Source organism: Ruegeria sp. BG10 (genome assembly GCF_056538575.1).
The window spans coordinates 154,498-171,808 of record NZ_JBQFTI010000005.1 but is presented as its reverse complement, the minus strand read 5'-3'; the positions used below and the strand labels follow the sequence as shown (position 1 = coordinate 171,808).

Sequence of the window (17,311 nt, the reverse complement as noted above, 5' to 3'; positions counted from 1 at the left end):
AATTCCCTTTCCGAAGCAACTGCCCTACACCTGCGGCAAACTAGATGACAGGCTCATGACGTATTCTCCGTTTTTTATCCATGGCGCGGATCGCCCGGCGCGCTGGCTGATCACCTGCGACCACGCAACCAACACCGTGCCACCGGGAATCAACGGCGGTGACCTTGGTCTTCCGCGCGAGGACATGGAACGTCATATCGCCTATGACGTCGGCGCTTATGAGGTGTCGAAGCATCTGGGAGAGATCCTGAATGCGCCGGTGATTGCGGCAAATTTCTCGCGTCTGGTGATCGACCCGAACCGGGGTGAGGACGACCCGACCCTGCTGATGAAGCTTTACGATGGCTCGATCATCCCCGGAAATCGCCATGCGGATGCGGCCGAGCGCGAACGGCGCCTGAACATGTGCTATCGCCCTTACCATCAGGCGCTGGGACAATTGTCGGCGCTGCCGCACGCGATCATCGTGTCGATGCATTCCTTCACCCGGCAACTGCGGGGACGCGCACCGCGCCCGTGGCATGTGGGTGTGCTGCACACTCCGGATGAACGGTTCGCGCGCCCGCTGATCGACCGCCTGAACGCAGAGGATGACCTTTGTGTCGGCGTAAACGAGCCCTATACCGGCGTCCTGCCCGGTGACGCCATTGACCGGCACTGCACGGCACATGGCCGCCCGAACGCCCTGATCGAGCTGCGAAACGACCTGATCGCCGATCACGCCGGACAGCGCGCCTGGGCGGAACGTCTTGCCATCGTTCTGGAAGATGCACTGTCCGATAGTGACCTTTGAAACAGACACTTACGACAATATGTCCAGTCCTGCATTCTTGCGAGAACCGGCCCTGACCCCCATATTCCAAGGGAAAGGAGGTCCTGATGACCCAGGAGTTTCTAACGGCCGTTTTCGGCTGGATGACCGTACTGAATTTCGCGGTTTTGCTGTTCACCACGCTGATGATCGTGCTGATGCAGGATCGGATTTCAGGTATTCACGCCCGGATGTTTCAGATGGAGCGCCCGGAAGTGAAGCGCGCGTATTTCCGGTATCTTGCGAACTATAAGATCCTGACGCTTATCTTTTGCCTGATGCCGTGGCTGGCACTGAAACTGGCTTAAGGCGTGGTCGCATGTATTTGACAGCCTGCCGTTTGTTGTAACACCGCGGCCAGGTTGTTAGGTCAAAGCCAGCATTTATGAACCCCACCCGGAGCCAGACAATGGACAAACAAACGGAAATCGAACTTCAGGCAGCCGCGTTCCGCCGGTTGCAGAAACACCTCATGGAAGATCGCACCGACGTTCAGAATATCGATATGATGAATCTGGCCGGGTTCTGCCGCAACTGCCTGTCGCGCTGGTATCAGGAAGCCGCCAATGAAAAGGGCATCGAGATGGGCAAGGATGAAGCCCGCCAGATTTTCTACGGCATGACGATGGATGAATGGAAAGCCAATTATCAAACCGAGGCCAGCCCAGAAAAACAGGCGGCTTTCGAGGTCGCGTTCGAGGAAAACGTCGGCAAAAAGAGCTGACGCGCTGATAAAAGAAAGGCCCGCCGTTCCGGCGGGCCATATTGTCAGATCGCGGCCTTGCGGCTTTCGTCCAGATAAATCTCACGCAGACGCTTGGCGATCGGGCCCGGCGTCCCATCGCCCAGTGCCACGCCATCAATCTCGACCACCGGCATCACAAATGCGCTGGCCGAGGTTGTGAACGCCTCATCCGCCTCTTTCGCCTCATCAATTGTGAAGAGGCGTTCTTCGACTTCCATCTGCGCCTCGGCTGCCATGCGAAGAACCGCCTTGCGGGTGATCCCGTGCAGGATGTCGTTGGACAGCGGACGGGTGACAATCTTGCCGTTTTTGACGAAATAGGCGTTGTTGCTTGTGCCTTCGGTCACATAGCCGTCTTCGACCAGCCACGCGTCGTCGCAACCCGCTTTCTTAGCCATCATCTTGCCCATCGACGGGTACAGCAACTGCACGGTCTTGATGTCGCGACGACCCCAGCGAATATCCTCGATCGAGATGACCTTGGCCCCTTTCCGGGCTGCCGGGCTGTCGGCCAGCCCCGGCTTGTTCTGGGTAAACAGCACGATGCTGGGCTTGGTATCCGCCGAAGGGAATACGAAATCCCGGTCGCCATCCGATCCACGGCTGACCTGCAGGTAAATGAGACCCTCCTCGATGCCGTTCAGTTCGACCAGCTTGCGGTGAATTTCCAGCAGATCCGCTTTGCTGCAGGGCGCGGCCATGTCCAGTTCGTCCAATGACCGTTTGAGACGCAGGGCATGGCCTTCGAAATCAATCAGCTTGCCGTCCAGAACGCTGGTGACTTCGTAAACCGCGTCAGCGAACAGAAACCCTCGGTCGAAGATGGATATCTTGGCCTCGGTCTCGGGCAGGTAATCGCCATTCACGTAAACGGTGCGGGTCATGTCTTGTCTCCTCAGCCCCAGAGCGCCGCCGCAGGCGGGTGCACTCCGGCGTCATCAAAATTCAGCGGGTTGTCGCGGTCTTCGGCCAACAGAAGCGGCCCGTCAAGGTCCGTTACCATCGCACCCTGCGCCAGCAGTGTCGCAGGTGCCATGGCCAGGGAACTGCCGACCATGCAGCCGACCATGATCTTGTAGCCTTCGGCCAGCGCCTGTTCGCGCAGCGCCAGCGCCTCGGTCAGACCTCCGGTCTTGTCGAGCTTTATGTTGACCACATCATATTTGCCTTTCAGCGCTGGCAAGCTGGTGCGGTCATGGCAGGATTCATCAGCGCAAACCGGCACCGGTCGCTCCATCCCGATCAGCGCGTCGTCGCTACCCGCCGGCAATGGCTGTTCCACCAACGCCACACCCAGCCGCACCAGATGCGGTGCGAGGTCAGCATAAACTTCGGCTGACCAGCCTTCATTGGCGTCAATGATGATCGTTGAATTGGGCGCGCCCGCGCGAACGGCCTCCAGCCGGGGCATGTCATCCGGCGTGCCCAGCTTGATCTTCAACAAAGGGCGGTGCGCGTTGGCCGCTGCCTGGGCCTGCATTTTCTCAGGCGTGTCCAGGGACAGAGTATATGCGGTAATCTCAGGCCCCGGCACGGGCAGCCCGGCCAGTTCCCAGACGCGTTTGCCCGCGCGCTTGGCCTCAAGATCCCACAGCGCGCAATCCACGGCATTGCGGGCCGCGCCGGCAGGCAGCAGGTCCATCAATTGAGTGCGATCAAACGCATCCGGCAAACTGGCTATCTCAGCCGCGACCGAGTCCAGCGTCTCGTCATATCGGGCATAGGGCACGCATTCGCCCAACCCCTGATGGCCTGCATCGGAGACACGAACCGTCAGCACCTTTGCCTCGGTCCGCGACCCGCGCGAGATCGTAAAGACCTGAGCCAGCCGGAATACATCACGAGAGACCTCAATCTGCACGCGCCTGCTCCTTTATCTATTCGAAAATTTCCCGCCGAAAGTATCCTCCGGCGGGGTCCTTTGATCACATTGCGGCCAGCGCGTCGACCAGCTTGCCCGACCCGAAGCGGAACGGGTCGGTTGCAGGTAGACCCATGTCCGCCTCCAGCTTGGCCAGATAGGCGGTCGCGTCGGACTCGCTCATGTGCTGGGTGTTGACCGAGATGCCCACGACCTGACATTCCGGGTTTGCGACCTTGGTCAGCGCAAGTGCGGTATCGCGCAGGGTTTCCAGCGACGGCAAAGTATAGGTCGGCAGGCCGCGCATATGTTCGCGGGTCGGCTCATGGCATAGGATCAGCGCATCCGGTTGGCCGCCATGGATCAGAGCCATGGTCACGCCCGAAAACGACACATGGAATAAGGATCCCTGCCCTTCGATCAGGTCCCAATGGTCGTCATCATTGTCCGGCGTCAGCCATTCGACGGACCCTGCCATGAAATCCGCGATCACGGCATCCAGTGGAACGCCGTCACCGGTGATCAGGATCCCGGTCTGGCCGGTGGCGCGAAAGGTCGATTTCATGCCCCGCGCGCGCATCTCGGCATCCATCGCCATCGCCGTGTACATCTTACCGACCGAACAATCGGTCCCCACGGCCAGACAACGCTTGCCCTTGCGCTTGATCCCGTTGGCGATCGGGTATTCGACCTCGGGCACGCGCACATCGTGCAGTTTGCGGCCGGTGGCTTCGGCGACGGCGACCAGATCCGGCTCGTCCCGCAGCAGATTATGCAGGCCGGACGCCAGATCGAACCCTTCCTCCAGCGCCGTCACCAGAACCTTTTTCCAGTCCTGGCTGATCACGCCGCCACGGTTGGCAACGCCGATCACCAAGGTCTTGGCGCCGGCCTCTTTGGCTTCTGTCAGGGACATGTCGGTCAGCCCCAGATCCGCCTTGCAACCGTCCATCCTGTATTGGCCAACGGCATTTTCCGGGCGCCAGTCGCGGATTCCGATTGCGACCTTGGCCGCCAATTGGTCGGGCGCGTCGCCCAAAAACAGCAGATACGGTGTCTCGATCATTGCCGTGCACTCCTTTGATTCCGACGCAGGCTATGGGACGGGCCAGACGAGTGTTTCGCGTTTTCGACCGCCAACGCCCCGCCGTGCGGGAAAATTTTGCGTCAGTTTTTAAATCCGTGCACGAATCTTTCAGGTTTTCAAAGCGATTAAACTTTAATCACCTCATATTTCCCGCAATCCGGCAAATGCTGCGGATGCATTGCCGCGACTGCACAAAGACGCTTGCGCATGCTTGCGCAATTTAATACCCCATGAGGCAAGAAAATCGCAATTTCCTTTCTTGCACGAGGTCCAGATGAGCTTTCGCATTCAACCCGCCGCACCCGCGCGCCCCAATCGCTGCCAGTTGTTCGGGCCGGGATCGAACACCAAGCTGTTCCCGAAAATGGCCGCGTCGGCCGCGGATGTGATCAACCTCGACCTCGAAGATTCGGTGGCTCCGTCGGACAAGGATGCTGCCCGGGCCAACGTCATCGACGCGCTGAACACAATCGACTGGGGCGGCAAATACATGTCGGTCCGTATCAACGGTCTGGACACGCCTTATTGGTACCGCGATGTGGTCGACCTGCTGGAACAGGCGGGCGACCGGCTGGACCAGATCATGATCCCCAAGGTGGGCTGCGCGGCAGACGTCTATGCCGTCGACGCGCTGGTCACTGCCATCGAACGCGCCAAGGGCCGGACAAAACCAGTCAGTTTCGAGGTCATTATCGAGTCCGCCGCTGGTATCGCGCATGTCGAGGAAATCGCCGCCGCATCCCCCCGCATGCAGGCGATGAGCCTGGGTGCTGCGGATTTTGCCGCCTCGATGGGCATGCAGACCACAGGGATCGGCGGCACGCAGGAAAACTATTACATGCTGCGCGAGGGTGAAAAACACTGGTCAGATCCCTGGCACTGGGCTCAGGCCGCCATCGTTGCCGCCTGCCGGACCCACGGCGTTCTGCCCGTAGACGGGCCGTTCGGCGATTTCTCGGATGATGAGGGGTACATCGCACAGGCCAAACGCTCGGCCACGCTGGGCATGGTGGGCAAATGGGCCATTCACCCCAAGCAGATTGCGCTGGCCAACCAGGTCTTCACCCCGTCGGACGAGGCCGTCTCGGAGGCGCGCGAGATTCTGTCAGCGATGGAACAGGCCAAAGCCAATGGCGAAGGTGCGACCGTCTATAAGGGGCGTTTGGTCGATATCGCCTCGATCAAACAGGCCGAGGTGATCGTGGCGCAGGCCGAACTGATCGCCGCCAACGGCTGATCCCGTACTAATGTAAGGCGCCCCGATGGGCGCCTTTTGTTTCATCGGCCAAACACGTTGTTGGGGGTCCAGGTGAACCGCTCCCCCTGTTTGCCCCATTTCATCATCAGGCAGGACGTACCGTACTTCTGGAAATAGCTGATCTTCAACGGGTACCACCCGGCTTGCGGTACCTCGACCTCGGTGCGCTGATTGGCTTCACAGCCCTGACGACCGTTGAAATATCCGATCTGCTGCCCGCCGACCCAGGCGTCGATTCCGTCATTCGACCAGGTTTCCAGCTCATAAATGCCGGGCGAGTCGAACCGGATGTAACCCGAGATTTCCGCCGCCACGTTGAAGGCTTCGTTGAAGGTCAGAACCGGGTCGCCCTCGGTGGTGTCGCGATAGTCCAAACCCCGAAGTGGCTGACCCGGCTGCATCTTCTTGGCCATCTGCTTGACCTTGGTGAGGTTCTGAATCTTGCGCGGCGGGTTCCCTTCCCACGCATATTTCACATTCAGCCCCGCCTTTGGGCTGGGCTGCGGGCTGGCTGGTTGCAGTTTCAGCGGGGCGGCCATAACTGCCCCGGCGATTAACGCCACAGCTGCGGCCAGCGCTCCGGTCCGAACGAATTTCATGATCTTCTCCCTGAGTGTGGACCCCTTGGGTTTTCCCGTTCTTATAGGGTTATCCCAAAGACAGTAGGACGAGAGGATTTGCCCCGCAAGTCGGTTGAGGATCACATTTCCCGGTCAGGCACGCATGTCCTTGGGCGATCCCATCACCACGTATGAGGTGATGGACGTCACATGCGGCAGGGTGCCCAGCACCTCGGTATGGAAGGTTTTGTAGGACGGAAGATCGGCGCACTCGACCCGCAGCAGGTATTCGATGGTGCCGGTGATGTTGTGGCATTCCACCACTTCCGGCGCGCGCTGCAACGCACGTTCGAACCCTTCCTGTGCAGCCTTTGTATGCTCGCCCAGCCCCACGCCGATATAGGCGACAAAGCCGACGCCCATCGCCGCCGGGTTCAGCACCGCACGATAGCCCGAGATCACACCAGCCCGTTCCAGATCCTGCACCCGGCGCAGGCAGGCCGAGGGCGACAACCCGACGCGATCGGCCAGTTCCAGATTGCTAATGCGGCCATCGCGCGACAATTCACGCAATATCTTTCGGTTTATCTGATCAATCTTCGTCATTAATTGCAAAACTAACGCACTCACGCATTATAACGCAATTTCATTTGGCAGATTTGCCGCAAATATCCGCGCCATGACCTATGACATCCTGCTGGCACTGATCACCTTTGCTTTCGTCTCGTCCATAACGCCGGGGCCAAACAATCTGATGCTGATGGCATCCGGGGCTAATTTCGGGTTTCGTCGAACGGTTCCGCACATGCTGGGGATCGGGTTGGGTTTCACCTTCATGGTACTACTGGTTGGGGCCGGTCTGGTTCAGCTGTTCGACCGTTACCCTGTCAGCTACACGGTGCTGAAGCTCGGCTCGGTGGCCTATCTGCTGTATCTGGCCTGGAAAATCGCACACGCCGCCCCTGCTGGCACAGGCGCCACATCAGGTTCGCCGATGACATTTCTGCAAGCGGCCGCGTTTCAATGGGTCAACCCCAAGGCGTGGGCCATGGCGCTGACGGCCACGACTGCCTATGCGCCGGATCATACACTGACCGCCATCGTGATCGTGGCGCTGATCTTTGGAGCCGTGAACCTGCCTTCGGTCAGCACATGGACGGTTCTGGGACAGCAGATGGCGCGAATCCTGACGAATCCGCGCCGCTTGGTTGTGTTCAACTGGACCATGGCCGCCCTGCTGGTGGCATCACTCTACCCGGTCCTGTGGCCGACCTGAGCTACTTCAGCGGCAGGCAGATTTCGGTCAACAGCTCCTCCGGGGCCGTATCGCGCGGATTGTTCAGGTAGATCTCATAGCAAGGCCGATCCGCCGGTTCCTCGCCCGATTCCGGCAGCCAGTTGCCGAATAGGGTGTGATAGGCGGCGGCCAGGCCCGAATACGGGCCTTTGTAGGTCAGAACCGCGGTCTTGCCGCCGGGTATCTCCATGCCTTCCATGCCCTCGGGCGTCGCGTCGCCGCGGAATTCAGCCCCGGCAAAGCTGCGCAGCTGATCCTCGGGCACGTCATCGGGACTGTCGAGGTACAGCCCGATGGCCGGTCCAAGCTGGGGCCAAAGCTGACGGGATTCGCACAGGGCGCCAAAGGCTTCAAAACTCTTGCCGATCTCGGCATAAGCGCCTTTGTGCGGCAGGGCGATGACCCGGCGCGCGGGTTCGGTTCGGGTGGTCACGGGATGCATGGGATATCCTCCGGTTCTGAAATGTGGATGGGCGGGCAGAAACTGCCCGGCCCTGCGAAAGGCAGCGGGGCTGCTGCCATAGGCCTCGGAAAAGGCGCGCGCAAAAGAATTCAGATTGGGATAACCGATATCGGTCGCAACCTGCGACATCGGCCTGTCCGACTGTACCAGCCAGCAGGCGGCGCGGTGCAGCCTGATCCGGCGAACGGCCTGCGCACAGGTTTCACCTGTGATGGCCCGAAACACACGATGCCAGTGAAACCGCGACATGGCGGCGACATCTGCCAGCGCGTCCAACGACAAGTCGCCGGCGGGCTGGTCGTGGATATAGGCCAAAACGCGCAGAACGCGATCCTCGTAGCTGGTTGCCATCGGCATCCTTCCTTCTCTTTGCATTTCCCAAGTCGCATATTCCGTATCCACAAATCTTGCTGAGTTGCATCCGGGGCGACGTCAGGTCATATAGCAGGGAACTTCCGCGTTGAGAGGCGTCATGACCCAGTATCTGGATTTCGAAAAACCCCTGGCCGAAATTGAAGGCAAGGCCGAGGAATTGCGCGCCCTGGCCCGCGCCAACGAAGAGATGGACGTGGCTGAAGAGGCCGCCGCTCTGGACGCCAAGGCCGCCAAGCTGCTGGACGAGTTGTATGGTGATCTGACCCCGTGGCGGAAATGTCAGGTGGCCCGCCACCCCGAACGCCCACATTGCAAGGATTATGTCGAGGCGCTGTTCACCGAATTCACGCCGTTGGCGGGCGACCGGAACTTTGCCGACGATCTGGCCGTGATTGGCGGTTTGGCGCGGTTCAATGACCAGCCCGTGATGGTGATCGGCCACGAAAAGGGATCGGACACCAAATCGCGGATCGAGCGGAATTTCGGCATGGCCCGCCCCGAGGGCTATCGCAAGGCCGTGCGTCTTATGGAAATGGCGGGCCGGTTCGGTTTGCCGGTGATTACCCTGATCGACACGGCGGGTGCCTATCCCGGCAAAGGGGCCGAAGAGCGCGGGCAATCCGAGGCCATCGCGCGTTCGACCGAGATGTGCCTGAAAATCGGCGTGCCGCTGGTGTCAGTGATCATCGGCGAAGGCGGCTCGGGCGGGGCTGTGGCTTTTGCGACGGCGAACCGTGTCGCGATGCTGGAACATTCGGTTTATTCGGTAATCTCGCCGGAAGGATGCGCTTCGATTCTGTGGAAGGATTCGGAAAAGATGCGCGAAGCCGCCGAGGCGCTGCGGCTGACGGCACAGGACCTTCATAAACTGGGCGTCTGCGACCATATCATTACGGAACCCAAAGGCGGTGCCCATCGGGATCGTCCCGCCACCGTGGAAGCCGTGCGTGCCGCGATTGCTGCCATGCTGAATGAGCTGGACGGCAAGGACGCGGCGGCTCTGATCAAGGACCGCCGCCAGAAATTCCTGGATATCGGATCGAAAGGGCTGGCCGCGTAACCCGTCAGCCGCCCAGCCTGCGCAGCAACGCAAGTGACGGCTCACCGGTTGCCGAAAGACCATTGGCACGTTGATAGGCACTGATGGCGGATTTGGTGTTGTTACCAATTACCCCGTCTGCGCCCTGCGTGTCATAGCCCGCAGACGTCAGACGGCGCTGCAAGTCCTTCCTGTCCTCCAGCGTCAGACCGGTTGCATCCGGCCCGAACGACGCCTGAAACGGCGCGCCGCCCGCAATCCGGTCGGACAGATGCCCGACGCCGATCGCATAGCTGTCGGAGTTGTTGTAGCGCTTGATGACCTGAAAATTGCGGAACACCGCGATGCGCGGTCCCGGCTTCTGCGGCTGCAACACGGCGACCGGAGTGCCCGACACCGCACCGACCTCGCCACCCCATGGCTGCCCGCGAACCCATCCGGCGCGGGCCAGATAGGCCGCAGTTGAGGCCAGCGAATCCGTCGGGTCGTCAGACCAGATGTCCCGCCGTCCGTCGCCGGTGAAGTCCACCGCATAGGCCAGATAAGAGGTTGGGATGAACTGCGTGTGGCCCATCGCACCCGCCCAGCTTCCGGTCATGTTGGCCGGTGACGTGTCGCCCTCCTGAATGATTTTCAGGGCGGCAACCAGCTGCTTTTCGAAAAACGCGCCGCGTCGCCCGTCATAGGCCAGCGTCGACACTGCCGAAACCACCGACACATCCCCGCGCCGGGCGCCGTAGCGACTTTCCAGCCCCCAGACGGCAACGACAACTTCCTTATCGACCCCATATTGCGCCTCGATCTGCGACAGAGTGCCGGCGTGCCGCACCATCATCTGCTGGCCGGTGCTGATCCGCTCGTCCGAGGCCGCGATGGCGAGGTAATCCTCAAGCGACCGTTTGAATTCGACCTGATTGCGGTCCCGTTCGATCACCCCCGGCAGATACCCCGCACCCTGAAACGCCCGGTTGAGCGTGGTCTGCGAAATTCCCTGCGACGCGGCACGCCCTTTGAAGCCCGCAACCCAGGCGTCCCAGCCCGCATTGGGAACTGCTCGCATGCGCGATGCGGGGGCGCTGGTGGGGGATCCGGTGGAACAGGCGGCCAGCAAGGCCGACCCAAGCCCAATTGAAAACATCCGTCGATTGATCATGGCTGAAATCTGCTCTTGTTGTGATTTGGGTCAGGATATCGCAGACCCGGCGCGCAAGCCAGAACGACCATGCCGAACCTGCGTCTCCCGGCGGCCTCGGCGACATGCCGCCTAACTGACCAGCATCCGCAGACCCTGGGTCACATCTGAACGAACCGCCAGACGCAAACCGGGCTCGTCGCCCGCCTTCAGCGCGGCGATGATCAGCTTGTGGTAATGCGGCGGTTCGGTCCGCCGCAGCCGCCCGTAAAGCGCCCGCATGGTCGGCCCCAGTTGCAACCAGACCGTTTCCGCAATCGCCAGCATCGCCGGGGCCTGCGCCCGCAGGTACAGCGTGCGGTGAAATTCAAGATTGGTGCGGATATACCCGACCGCATCACGTTTCGTCACCATCTCGGCAACCGTCATGTTGATGCTCTGAAGCCGGTCGATCAGCGCGATATGCGCCCGTGGTAACGCGCGGCTGGCCAGTTCCACTTCAAGCAACGCGCGCAGCGCCGCCAGCTCTTCGATCCGGTCATTGGTCAGCTCCGGCGTCGAGACCCGGCCCGAAGTTGACAGAAACAACGCCCCTTCGGCAGCCAGACGGCGCACCGCTTCGCGCGCCGGCGTCATAGACACGTCGAACTCCTTGCCGATTCCGCGCAGCGTCAACGCCTGACCCGGCGCGATTTCACCATGCATGATCCGCGATCGCAGGGCGCGATAGACCCGGTCATGCGTTGCGGTCTGAGAGTCTGAGGAACGTGCGGTCAACATGGCCCCATGTGATCACATCCTGCCCCGGGGTCAACTCGGGTTGGTGTCGAATCTGTACTGGTGCAGCTGCGCCCCGTTGTCGCGCAGCCAGCGCCTCTGATCCCGGTAGTCGCCGAAAATCCGTTCGACCTGAGCCCAGAAGGCGGGCGAGTGGTTCATCTCGGCCAGATGCGCCACTTCATGCGCGGCCACATAATGCAGGATCTCGCTGGGCGCGAGGATCAGCCGCCAGGAAAACATCAGACCGCCCGCCGAACTGCATGACCCCCAGCGCGAGCGTGTATCGCGGATGGTCAGGCTGGTATAGGGACGTCCCAGCATCGCCGCGTAATCATCGCAGGCCCCGGTCAGACGATCGCGCGCCAGCTCTTTCAGGAACCTGGCAAGACGCCGCGCCTCGGCGTCCCGGGGCACCGCAATTTCGCCCCCCCGCAACTGAACCCGGCGACCGCTTGCCGGGACGATTCGCCGCTCAATCCCCTCAACGGGGATGGTCTGCCCGAACTGAATGGTCGCGGGGTCGGGGCGATCCAATAAATGCTGGCGTATCCACTCTTCCTTCGTGCGCGCGAAATTCAGCGCTTCGGCCTCGGGGACGCCCTGCGGATAGGTCAGTGTAACCCGCCCGTCCAGCTGAGAAATTCGCAGGCTGATGCGCCGCGCGCGTGCCGATCTGCGCAGCTTCAGTGGCACCGGAGGCTTGCCGGGCAGTGCGTGATCTCCCATATGCCTGTTTCTCCTGCTCAAAGGCTTTGACAGTGCCCGCCGCATGTGGCACGTGACCTGAATCGTTATTACGACTCACCTGATATCAAGGGGATTTGACATGCCCAAGGAAGAATGGGGCGTTAAGCGCGTTTGCCCGACAACCGGCAAGCGGTTTTACGACCTGAACAAGGACCCGATCATCAGCCCCTACACTGGCGAGATCGTGGAGCTTGAGACCGGCAAAAGCCGGATGATCGCCGCAGATGCGGAAGACGCCGCCTCGGCCAAAGCGCGTAAAGACGCTTCGGATGAGGATCTGGTTCTGGACGATGACGACAACGTCGATGTCGATCTGGATGATGATCTGCTGGACGATGACGCCGACGACAATGACAATGTCTCGCTGGACGACATCACCGATATGTCGTCGGAAGACGAGAGCTGATACCGGTCAGAGGCGGCCCCGCGCCGCCTCGAACCACCTTCGGACCGGGGCCGGAAAGTTTTTGGCGATTTCCATTTTTTGGACTTGCACTTGCCGCCGCCGTCTCATAAACGTCCGTCCACTGCTTCGGCAGTCCCTGGATGGGGCCTTAGCTCAGTTGGGAGAGCGCTTGCATGGCATGCAAGAGGTCAGGGGTTCGACTCCCCTAGGCTCCACCAAAACCTAACAATACAAGTAGATAGCAAGCACTAGAGCGGTGTGACACACAGGTGTGACACAAAATGAAGCTGCATGCGTATCTCTCACTGTCCCGACATGGCATCTACTACTTCCGTTGGCCACTGCCCGACACAAGGTCAAATCCCCACATTAGACCAAGCACCACACGTAGGACCCTTCGGGTGTCTTTGTGTACGCGATGCCCTAAAGAGGCTGGCACTCTGGCACGGCGTCTTGCAGTGTGCGGCGACACAATAACAAAGCAAATAGAACAATCAGGCATGAACTACGGCGAACTACGCGCAAATGTGCACGGGCATTTCAAGAGAGTGTTGAAAAGGGCAAAGGCGCGCAGGGATGAACTCGGCCCATTCACTGGTCCTGAGAAGGAGCGCATGATTGATACCCTCCAATACTACTAGATGGATAACGAAGACTATTGGCAGTTGATGGGTAAGGAATATGCCACGCCGGAATACCAAAATTTGGCGATGCCGCTGATGTAGTACAAACCCAATCGATTGAGACCAAATGGGCATTCCTTGATGAAATTCGAAAAACGCAAGCCAGTTTTTACAAGGCTCTGCTGGAACACGATAAGACGTTCGAGAGCTACGATTTCAGCACGAAGCCCAGCGCGATTGTAAGCACCGCAGAACGCGCTCACGCCAATTTCAGCAGTGCTCCAGTCACAATTTCAAAGAAGCCCCCACAGGCGCTTTCGGCAGTGCCGTTCACAACTTGAGCGGCTTTCCTGCTCGCCATACTGCTCCTCTTCTTCTGTTGGCATGTGCCAATCTATTTATAGAAAACGTGAGTCGCGTCACCATGACATCGCTCAATGTCGCTGAAAACGACTTCTGATTTGATCGGATTGTCGGCGCAGCCCCTTAGCAAAAGAGACCAAATTTATAATTATTTGTCAAATGGTTGTAACTTTTTCTTCTATATTATCTACTCTCAGACAATGCGGGTGCGACAGATTGAACTCTGGGCACTTGAACCCCGCGCCAAACACACACCCGCCATACGGATAGCTGTTGTCTGCACAACTTTGAAGCGGCCTGCCCGTATCAGACGTTTGTTACTTGGTCGCCTGCCTCACCCCAAGGACTGTCACGACGAGCCATGTCAGACCTTCCGACTTTACACATATTTTTCGCAGGCAGCCCGTCGAAGCCATACGGATTCAATTCAAGACCACGAAGTTCGGCCTTTATCGCCGCGAACTCATGTGACGGGGCTTACTTCGACATCGGTAGGAAACGTTCTTTGTCTCGATCTTAGCTCGCCCTGTAGGACGCTTGACTTTCGAGGTGGGGGTCATCCGAATGAAGAAGACAAGCGCTCACAACGAAGGATCAGTCGCCGCTGCCAGCGAAGCTATCAAGTTTCATACGCATCACGTCGAGAAATCGATTTCCGTTTATCGGATCGATACTTTCAGCCTCCGCCCTGACAAATCTCGCCCAATCCATTGTATTTTCTTCGATGGCATCGCCCTTTTGAGCAAGTACGTCATCCACCATACGGCGCAGTGTTCGCGCGTGATCGAGGTCGCGAGCATGCCCAAGGAGCATTTCACGCTTCGCAGCTTCGAATTTTTCGTTCTGGATGCGAAGCCTTTCAAGTCGCGCCGCCTCAGCTTCTGCCTTGCGTTGTTCGTCGTCCGCTTTTCGCTCCATTCGCCATTCATGTTGGTGCTGCTTGCTTTCGCGATACGACCCTTCAGCTTGCACCACAAGTTCCACAGTGATCTCGGTGAGATGCGTTTCAAGCTTTGTGTCTGGCGTATCCACCCATGACATCCGGACATCGTTACTGCGCATGTAGTTCGGAACGATTAGCGACAAGGGTTCTTTGGCAGGATGAGGGTTGTCAGCGCTACGGTAGTTGTTGTTGCGCTTTAAATCTGAGGTTGCCAGTAGTTTTAGCGGAACGTGTTGCTGATTCACGCTAATCGAGATGTTGACGGCCTCCTTGCCCGCAATACCGGGTTTGCCACCGCATTTGGCGACACCCATAAAAATAGCATGCAATATCTTTAGTCTTCGCAACTCGAACGGATTGTCAAAGAGTGGTTTGTCCCACAAGTAGGCCCACTTGCTTTCGGCAATTTTGGCACGCCTCTTATCTTCTGCCGCGAACAGGCGTTGAATGACATGATGCCATGCGTGCTTACCTCTCGGCATGGTCACTTTGCCAATTTTTTTGGCAACCGCCGCCCGCACATCTTCTATAGGCGTTTCAAAAGTTGGTGCCGGTGGCAAGGGCGCGTCTAAGTCTACCGTCGAGCCATACCCATAATGATATACGCCAAAAGCAACTTCGTCGGACATTCCAGGCGCTCGATCCGGCAAACTGGCTGGCTTGGGTGACTTTCCGGCCCTCAGCTTTGCCCAGTGCCCGCGATCAGGCACAGGAATGTCGAACTTTCTGCAAGCGTTTTTAACCGAAGCGGCGGAAACACCAACGACCTCGGGCATATACTTCATCGGATTGCTCCACACCAACTTATTAAGCTCGGCTCTTTTGATTTCTGGATGCTTGGCCATAGTGCGCCCTCGAAATTTCATTCTTCCAGTCAGAACATTGGGGTCAAACTATCTGTGGGCAACGAGGACATATAGACTATCGAACTTGGAAGATTGGGACATCCACAATTCACTCAAAAGGAAGTTAGACCGATGACGAATGACACTTCCTAAAGTCGGGAAGACCGTGGAGGAATGCTTACGTCAAGATCCTAGATCACAAGCTGCACAATAAGCACCTTTCTCTATCGAGACTATCAATGTCCATGTTGGAGGTGGCTAAATGCGTTACTTTTCTGGCTAAAGTACGGACAAAAAGCCCCACTTTTTCCCGCAAGCATGGCGGTGGGACTAAATAAAACCGTAACCAACTGAATTCACTACGCCTGATTTCAGTAGTGGTGCCCGGGGGCGGAATCGAACCACCGACACGAGGATTTTCAATCAAGCTTCCAGATGTAATTTCAATGGGTTACATCAAAGTGCATCACTTCGTGAATAACTTTTGAAATTTGGAGTGGTAAATTAAGTTTAAGCTGCTGAAATATATTGATTTCCCAGACTTTAGCGGCTTCAATCGGCAATTAACACTGACATCAGGTTCGCACCGGCCAATCATTCGGTATCAGTTATTGACCGTTTGCCCTAGTCCAACGTTCTAATGTTGCAGCTACATAACGGGCATCACTTCCCATGTAGGCACGTTCGATCCCTGGCATTTGGAGACCTGCCGCTTTTGCTGTTTCCAAGAAGATGAAATCCAAAATTTTACAATAGCCCGCCGATCATCATTCTCGGACATTTCGTCAAGACTACGCTCATTCAGGGCATTTTCATCTTTTTGGATAATGCGATCGACTTATCTTGTCGAATACTAGCAAGTCCGCCGGCACCAGAAAACACCATCTCAATGGACAGGAGGCCAGTCAGCACTAACAATCAAACTAGACCAGTCAAATCAGGCCAACTACCGTTTAGAGGTTTCCAGTTGTTCAGATTCCCCTCGTCACATTACTGAAATCCCCACCAAAGACCGCGAAGCCAGCACCGGAAGCAATAAGCTTTTGCATTTTACACTCTAGAGGGTTATTATTTTGTTAAGTTATCTTTGATCTATCGGCACCTCGAACATTGGGCGTAAGTTGCAATCAATTGCGCCAGTCTCGTTGATTTATGTTAATGTAGTGAATTGTCGACACAGAATTCATCACTCCTTTAAGGTGTTAAATGCGTACTTCTAAATCTGCGTTGTGTTTATCGTTAGCCTCTTTGGCACTATCCAACTGTGCAGAACTTGACTACTCGGAGGTAAGTGAGAACGGAAAGTTTTCCGGAAAGCTCTTTGTGATGTGGGTTGGAGAAGGTTCATCCTACCTTGGTGATGGGAGCTTTGTGTTTGTACCGAACCCCGAAGATCCCTTAACTTTTACTCGGATCGACGATAATGGCGAAGTAATTGGCGACCCAATTTCCCCTGAAATCATGTATACCGATGGGGGATCGATCCCAAGAATTGCTTCAGCTTTTAATGGGTTCTCTCCCTGGGGTTATGCACCAGCTTACATGATCCATGATTGGTTGTTCATAGCACATCATTGTAATGTGGACGGAACTCCGACCGAACAGGAAAGAAAGCATGCGGAACTTGACTTTAGAGACTCCGCCTTGATCATTGCAGAGTCAATAAAAGCACTTCAAGTCGCAGGTAAAGTCGACAAAAATGACGTTGCAGGCGGTACAATTTCTTACACCGTGGCCGGCCCGATTTCCAGGCGCTTGTGGAACAGGTCTGGTGCATGTGCCGACCATCGAGTGTCCGAAGCAGATAAACTTGCGGCGCTTGCAGCTTTTCCACCAGCAGTTCAGGCAACAGCGGAAGATTTTGGTATCGTGCTCGAACCTGGGATGGGTTTAGACGAACCGATTCAGAAGGCATTGCTCGTTGGTGAATTTGGGTTTTAGTATACAAATTCGGGTAGGAACGCCGATACTAGATA

The 17,311-nt window shown here is 57.6% G+C and carries 18 protein-coding genes and 1 tRNA gene; 9 read left to right on the top strand and 10 right to left on the bottom strand.

The window, feature by feature from the left end; all coding sequences use genetic code 11:
* Positions 1-55: 55 nt before the first annotated feature.
* From ACR0D8_RS17940 to ACR0D8_RS17930, 3 genes are all read left to right on the top strand, one after another.
* On the top strand, positions 56-793 hold the full coding sequence (locus ACR0D8_RS17940; protein WP_480648555.1) for an N-formylglutamate amidohydrolase: 738 nt from the start codon (positions 56-58) through the stop codon (positions 791-793).
* A gap of 86 nt (positions 794-879) precedes the next feature.
* Complete coding sequence (locus ACR0D8_RS17935) at positions 880-1,119, top strand: DUF6868 family protein (protein WP_475163188.1); 240 nt, start codon at positions 880-882, stop codon at positions 1,117-1,119.
* Between the two features lie 101 nt (positions 1,120-1,220).
* Positions 1,221-1,535: a DUF1244 domain-containing protein gene (locus ACR0D8_RS17930; protein ID WP_475163192.1), complete on the top strand. Its 315-nt coding sequence runs from the start codon at positions 1,221-1,223 to the stop codon at positions 1,533-1,535.
* Between the two features lie 44 nt (positions 1,536-1,579).
* Here the strand turns inward: ACR0D8_RS17930 and ACR0D8_RS17925 are convergent, their stop codons facing one another.
* The 3 genes from ACR0D8_RS17925 to dgcN all read right to left on the bottom strand — a co-directional run bounded on the left by ACR0D8_RS17925 (position 1,580) and on the right by dgcN (position 4,483).
* Positions 1,580-2,440 (bottom strand): D-amino-acid transaminase, encoded by an 861-nt coding sequence (locus ACR0D8_RS17925; RefSeq protein ID WP_480648553.1) that lies wholly within the window; start codon positions 2,438-2,440, stop codon positions 1,580-1,582.
* An 11-nt stretch (positions 2,441-2,451) separates the two neighbouring features.
* The gene (gene dgcA, locus ACR0D8_RS17920) at positions 2,452-3,417 is read right to left on the bottom strand and encodes an N-acetyl-D-Glu racemase DgcA (protein ID WP_480648551.1); all 966 of its coding nucleotides are present in this window, start codon (positions 3,415-3,417) and stop codon (positions 2,452-2,454) included.
* A 64-nt stretch (positions 3,418-3,481) separates the two neighbouring features.
* Positions 3,482-4,483, bottom strand: a complete 1,002-nt coding sequence (gene dgcN / locus ACR0D8_RS17915) for an N-acetyltransferase DgcN (protein WP_480648549.1) — start codon at positions 4,481-4,483, stop codon at positions 3,482-3,484.
* A gap of 295 nt (positions 4,484-4,778) precedes the next feature.
* Here dgcN and ACR0D8_RS17910 point away from each other — a divergent pair, with 295 nt between their 5' ends.
* Positions 4,779-5,741, top strand: coding sequence for an L-malyl-CoA/beta-methylmalyl-CoA lyase (locus ACR0D8_RS17910; RefSeq protein WP_480648547.1), 963 nt, complete (start codon positions 4,779-4,781; stop codon positions 5,739-5,741).
* Between the two features lie 41 nt (positions 5,742-5,782).
* Here ACR0D8_RS17910 and ACR0D8_RS17905 read toward each other — a convergent pair whose 3' ends face one another.
* Positions 5,783-6,361: a PA14 domain-containing protein gene (locus ACR0D8_RS17905; RefSeq protein WP_480648545.1), complete on the bottom strand. Its 579-nt coding sequence runs from the start codon at positions 6,359-6,361 to the stop codon at positions 5,783-5,785.
* Positions 6,362-6,475: 114 nt separating this feature from the next.
* A complete protein-coding gene (locus tag ACR0D8_RS17900; protein ID WP_480648543.1) occupies positions 6,476-6,928 on the bottom strand; it encodes an Lrp/AsnC family transcriptional regulator in 453 nt (150 codons plus the stop codon).
* A gap of 73 nt (positions 6,929-7,001) precedes the next feature.
* Between ACR0D8_RS17900 and ACR0D8_RS17895 the strand changes: the two genes are divergently transcribed.
* Positions 7,002-7,598, top strand: coding sequence for a LysE family translocator (locus tag ACR0D8_RS17895; protein ID WP_475163208.1), 597 nt, complete (start codon positions 7,002-7,004; stop codon positions 7,596-7,598).
* A gap of 1 nt (position 7,599) precedes the next feature.
* Here the strand turns inward: ACR0D8_RS17895 and ACR0D8_RS17890 are convergent, their stop codons facing one another.
* Positions 7,600-8,433, bottom strand: a complete 834-nt coding sequence (locus ACR0D8_RS17890; RefSeq protein WP_480648541.1) for an AraC family transcriptional regulator — start codon at positions 8,431-8,433, stop codon at positions 7,600-7,602.
* A gap of 121 nt (positions 8,434-8,554) precedes the next feature.
* Here ACR0D8_RS17890 and ACR0D8_RS17885 point away from each other — a divergent pair, with 121 nt between their 5' ends.
* A complete protein-coding gene (locus ACR0D8_RS17885) occupies positions 8,555-9,517 on the top strand; it encodes an acetyl-CoA carboxylase carboxyltransferase subunit alpha (protein WP_480648539.1) in 963 nt (320 codons plus the stop codon).
* 4 nt (positions 9,518-9,521) lie between these two features.
* Here ACR0D8_RS17885 and ACR0D8_RS17880 read toward each other — a convergent pair whose 3' ends face one another.
* The 3 genes from ACR0D8_RS17880 to ACR0D8_RS17870 all read right to left on the bottom strand — a co-directional run bounded on the left by ACR0D8_RS17880 (position 9,522) and on the right by ACR0D8_RS17870 (position 12,134).
* Positions 9,522-10,649 carry a lytic murein transglycosylase gene (locus ACR0D8_RS17880; RefSeq protein ID WP_480648537.1) on the bottom strand — a complete coding sequence of 376 codons (1,128 nt, stop codon included), beginning with the start codon at positions 10,647-10,649 and terminating at the stop codon, positions 9,522-9,524.
* A 111-nt stretch (positions 10,650-10,760) separates the two neighbouring features.
* A complete protein-coding gene (locus tag ACR0D8_RS17875) occupies positions 10,761-11,408 on the bottom strand; it encodes a GntR family transcriptional regulator (protein ID WP_480648535.1) in 648 nt (215 codons plus the stop codon).
* Positions 11,409-11,438: 30 nt separating this feature from the next.
* Positions 11,439-12,134, bottom strand: coding sequence for a M48 family metallopeptidase (locus tag ACR0D8_RS17870; protein ID WP_480648534.1), 696 nt, complete (start codon positions 12,132-12,134; stop codon positions 11,439-11,441).
* 100 nt (positions 12,135-12,234) lie between these two features.
* On the opposite strand from ACR0D8_RS17870, the gene ACR0D8_RS17865 reads away from it, so the two are divergent.
* Positions 12,235-12,561, top strand: coding sequence for a TIGR02300 family protein (locus ACR0D8_RS17865; protein ID WP_475163220.1), 327 nt, complete (start codon positions 12,235-12,237; stop codon positions 12,559-12,561).
* A 142-nt stretch (positions 12,562-12,703) separates the two neighbouring features.
* A tRNA-Ala gene (locus tag ACR0D8_RS17860) sits at positions 12,704-12,779 on the top strand.
* 1,362 nt (positions 12,780-14,141) lie between these two features.
* Here ACR0D8_RS17860 and ACR0D8_RS17855 read toward each other — a convergent pair.
* Complete coding sequence (locus ACR0D8_RS17855; RefSeq protein WP_480648531.1) at positions 14,142-15,335, bottom strand: hypothetical protein; 1,194 nt, start codon at positions 15,333-15,335, stop codon at positions 14,142-14,144.
* A 1,206-nt stretch (positions 15,336-16,541) separates the two neighbouring features.
* Here ACR0D8_RS17855 and ACR0D8_RS17850 point away from each other — a divergent pair.
* Positions 16,542-17,276 carry a hypothetical protein gene (locus ACR0D8_RS17850; RefSeq protein WP_480648529.1) on the top strand — a complete coding sequence of 245 codons (735 nt, stop codon included), beginning with the start codon at positions 16,542-16,544 and terminating at the stop codon, positions 17,274-17,276.
* Positions 17,277-17,311: the final 35 nt, after the last annotated feature.

What these genes read in the sequence shown, in the direction of transcription:
- ACR0D8_RS17940 (WP_480648555.1), top strand. Translation starts at nt 56, where the DNA reads ATGACGTATTCTCCGTTTTTTATCCATGGCGCGGATCGCCCGGCGCGC.
- ACR0D8_RS17935 (WP_475163188.1), top strand. Translation starts at nt 880, where the DNA reads ATGACCCAGGAGTTTCTAACGGCCGTTTTCGGCTGGATGACCGTACTG.
- ACR0D8_RS17930 (WP_475163192.1), top strand. Translation starts at nt 1,221, where the DNA reads ATGGACAAACAAACGGAAATCGAACTTCAGGCAGCCGCGTTCCGCCGG.
- ACR0D8_RS17925 (WP_480648553.1), bottom strand. Translation starts at nt 2,440, where the DNA reads ATGACCCGCACCGTTTACGTGAATGGCGATTACCTGCCCGAGACCGAG.
- dgcN (WP_480648549.1), bottom strand. Translation starts at nt 4,483, where the DNA reads ATGATCGAGACACCGTATCTGCTGTTTTTGGGCGACGCGCCCGACCAA.
- ACR0D8_RS17910 (WP_480648547.1), top strand. Translation starts at nt 4,779, where the DNA reads ATGAGCTTTCGCATTCAACCCGCCGCACCCGCGCGCCCCAATCGCTGC.
- ACR0D8_RS17905 (WP_480648545.1), bottom strand. Translation starts at nt 6,361, where the DNA reads ATGAAATTCGTTCGGACCGGAGCGCTGGCCGCAGCTGTGGCGTTAATC.
- ACR0D8_RS17900 (WP_480648543.1), bottom strand. Translation starts at nt 6,928, where the DNA reads ATGACGAAGATTGATCAGATAAACCGAAAGATATTGCGTGAATTGTCG.
- ACR0D8_RS17895 (WP_475163208.1), top strand. Translation starts at nt 7,002, where the DNA reads ATGACCTATGACATCCTGCTGGCACTGATCACCTTTGCTTTCGTCTCG.
- ACR0D8_RS17890 (WP_480648541.1), bottom strand. Translation starts at nt 8,433, where the DNA reads ATGGCAACCAGCTACGAGGATCGCGTTCTGCGCGTTTTGGCCTATATC.
- ACR0D8_RS17885 (WP_480648539.1), top strand. Translation starts at nt 8,555, where the DNA reads ATGACCCAGTATCTGGATTTCGAAAAACCCCTGGCCGAAATTGAAGGC.
- ACR0D8_RS17880 (WP_480648537.1), bottom strand. Translation starts at nt 10,649, where the DNA reads ATGATCAATCGACGGATGTTTTCAATTGGGCTTGGGTCGGCCTTGCTG.
- ACR0D8_RS17875 (WP_480648535.1), bottom strand. Translation starts at nt 11,408, where the DNA reads ATGTTGACCGCACGTTCCTCAGACTCTCAGACCGCAACGCATGACCGG.
- ACR0D8_RS17870 (WP_480648534.1), bottom strand. Translation starts at nt 12,134, where the DNA reads ATGGGAGATCACGCACTGCCCGGCAAGCCTCCGGTGCCACTGAAGCTG.
- ACR0D8_RS17865 (WP_475163220.1), top strand. Translation starts at nt 12,235, where the DNA reads ATGCCCAAGGAAGAATGGGGCGTTAAGCGCGTTTGCCCGACAACCGGC.
- ACR0D8_RS17855 (WP_480648531.1), bottom strand. Translation starts at nt 15,335, where the DNA reads ATGGCCAAGCATCCAGAAATCAAAAGAGCCGAGCTTAATAAGTTGGTG.
- ACR0D8_RS17850 (WP_480648529.1), top strand. Translation starts at nt 16,542, where the DNA reads ATGCGTACTTCTAAATCTGCGTTGTGTTTATCGTTAGCCTCTTTGGCA.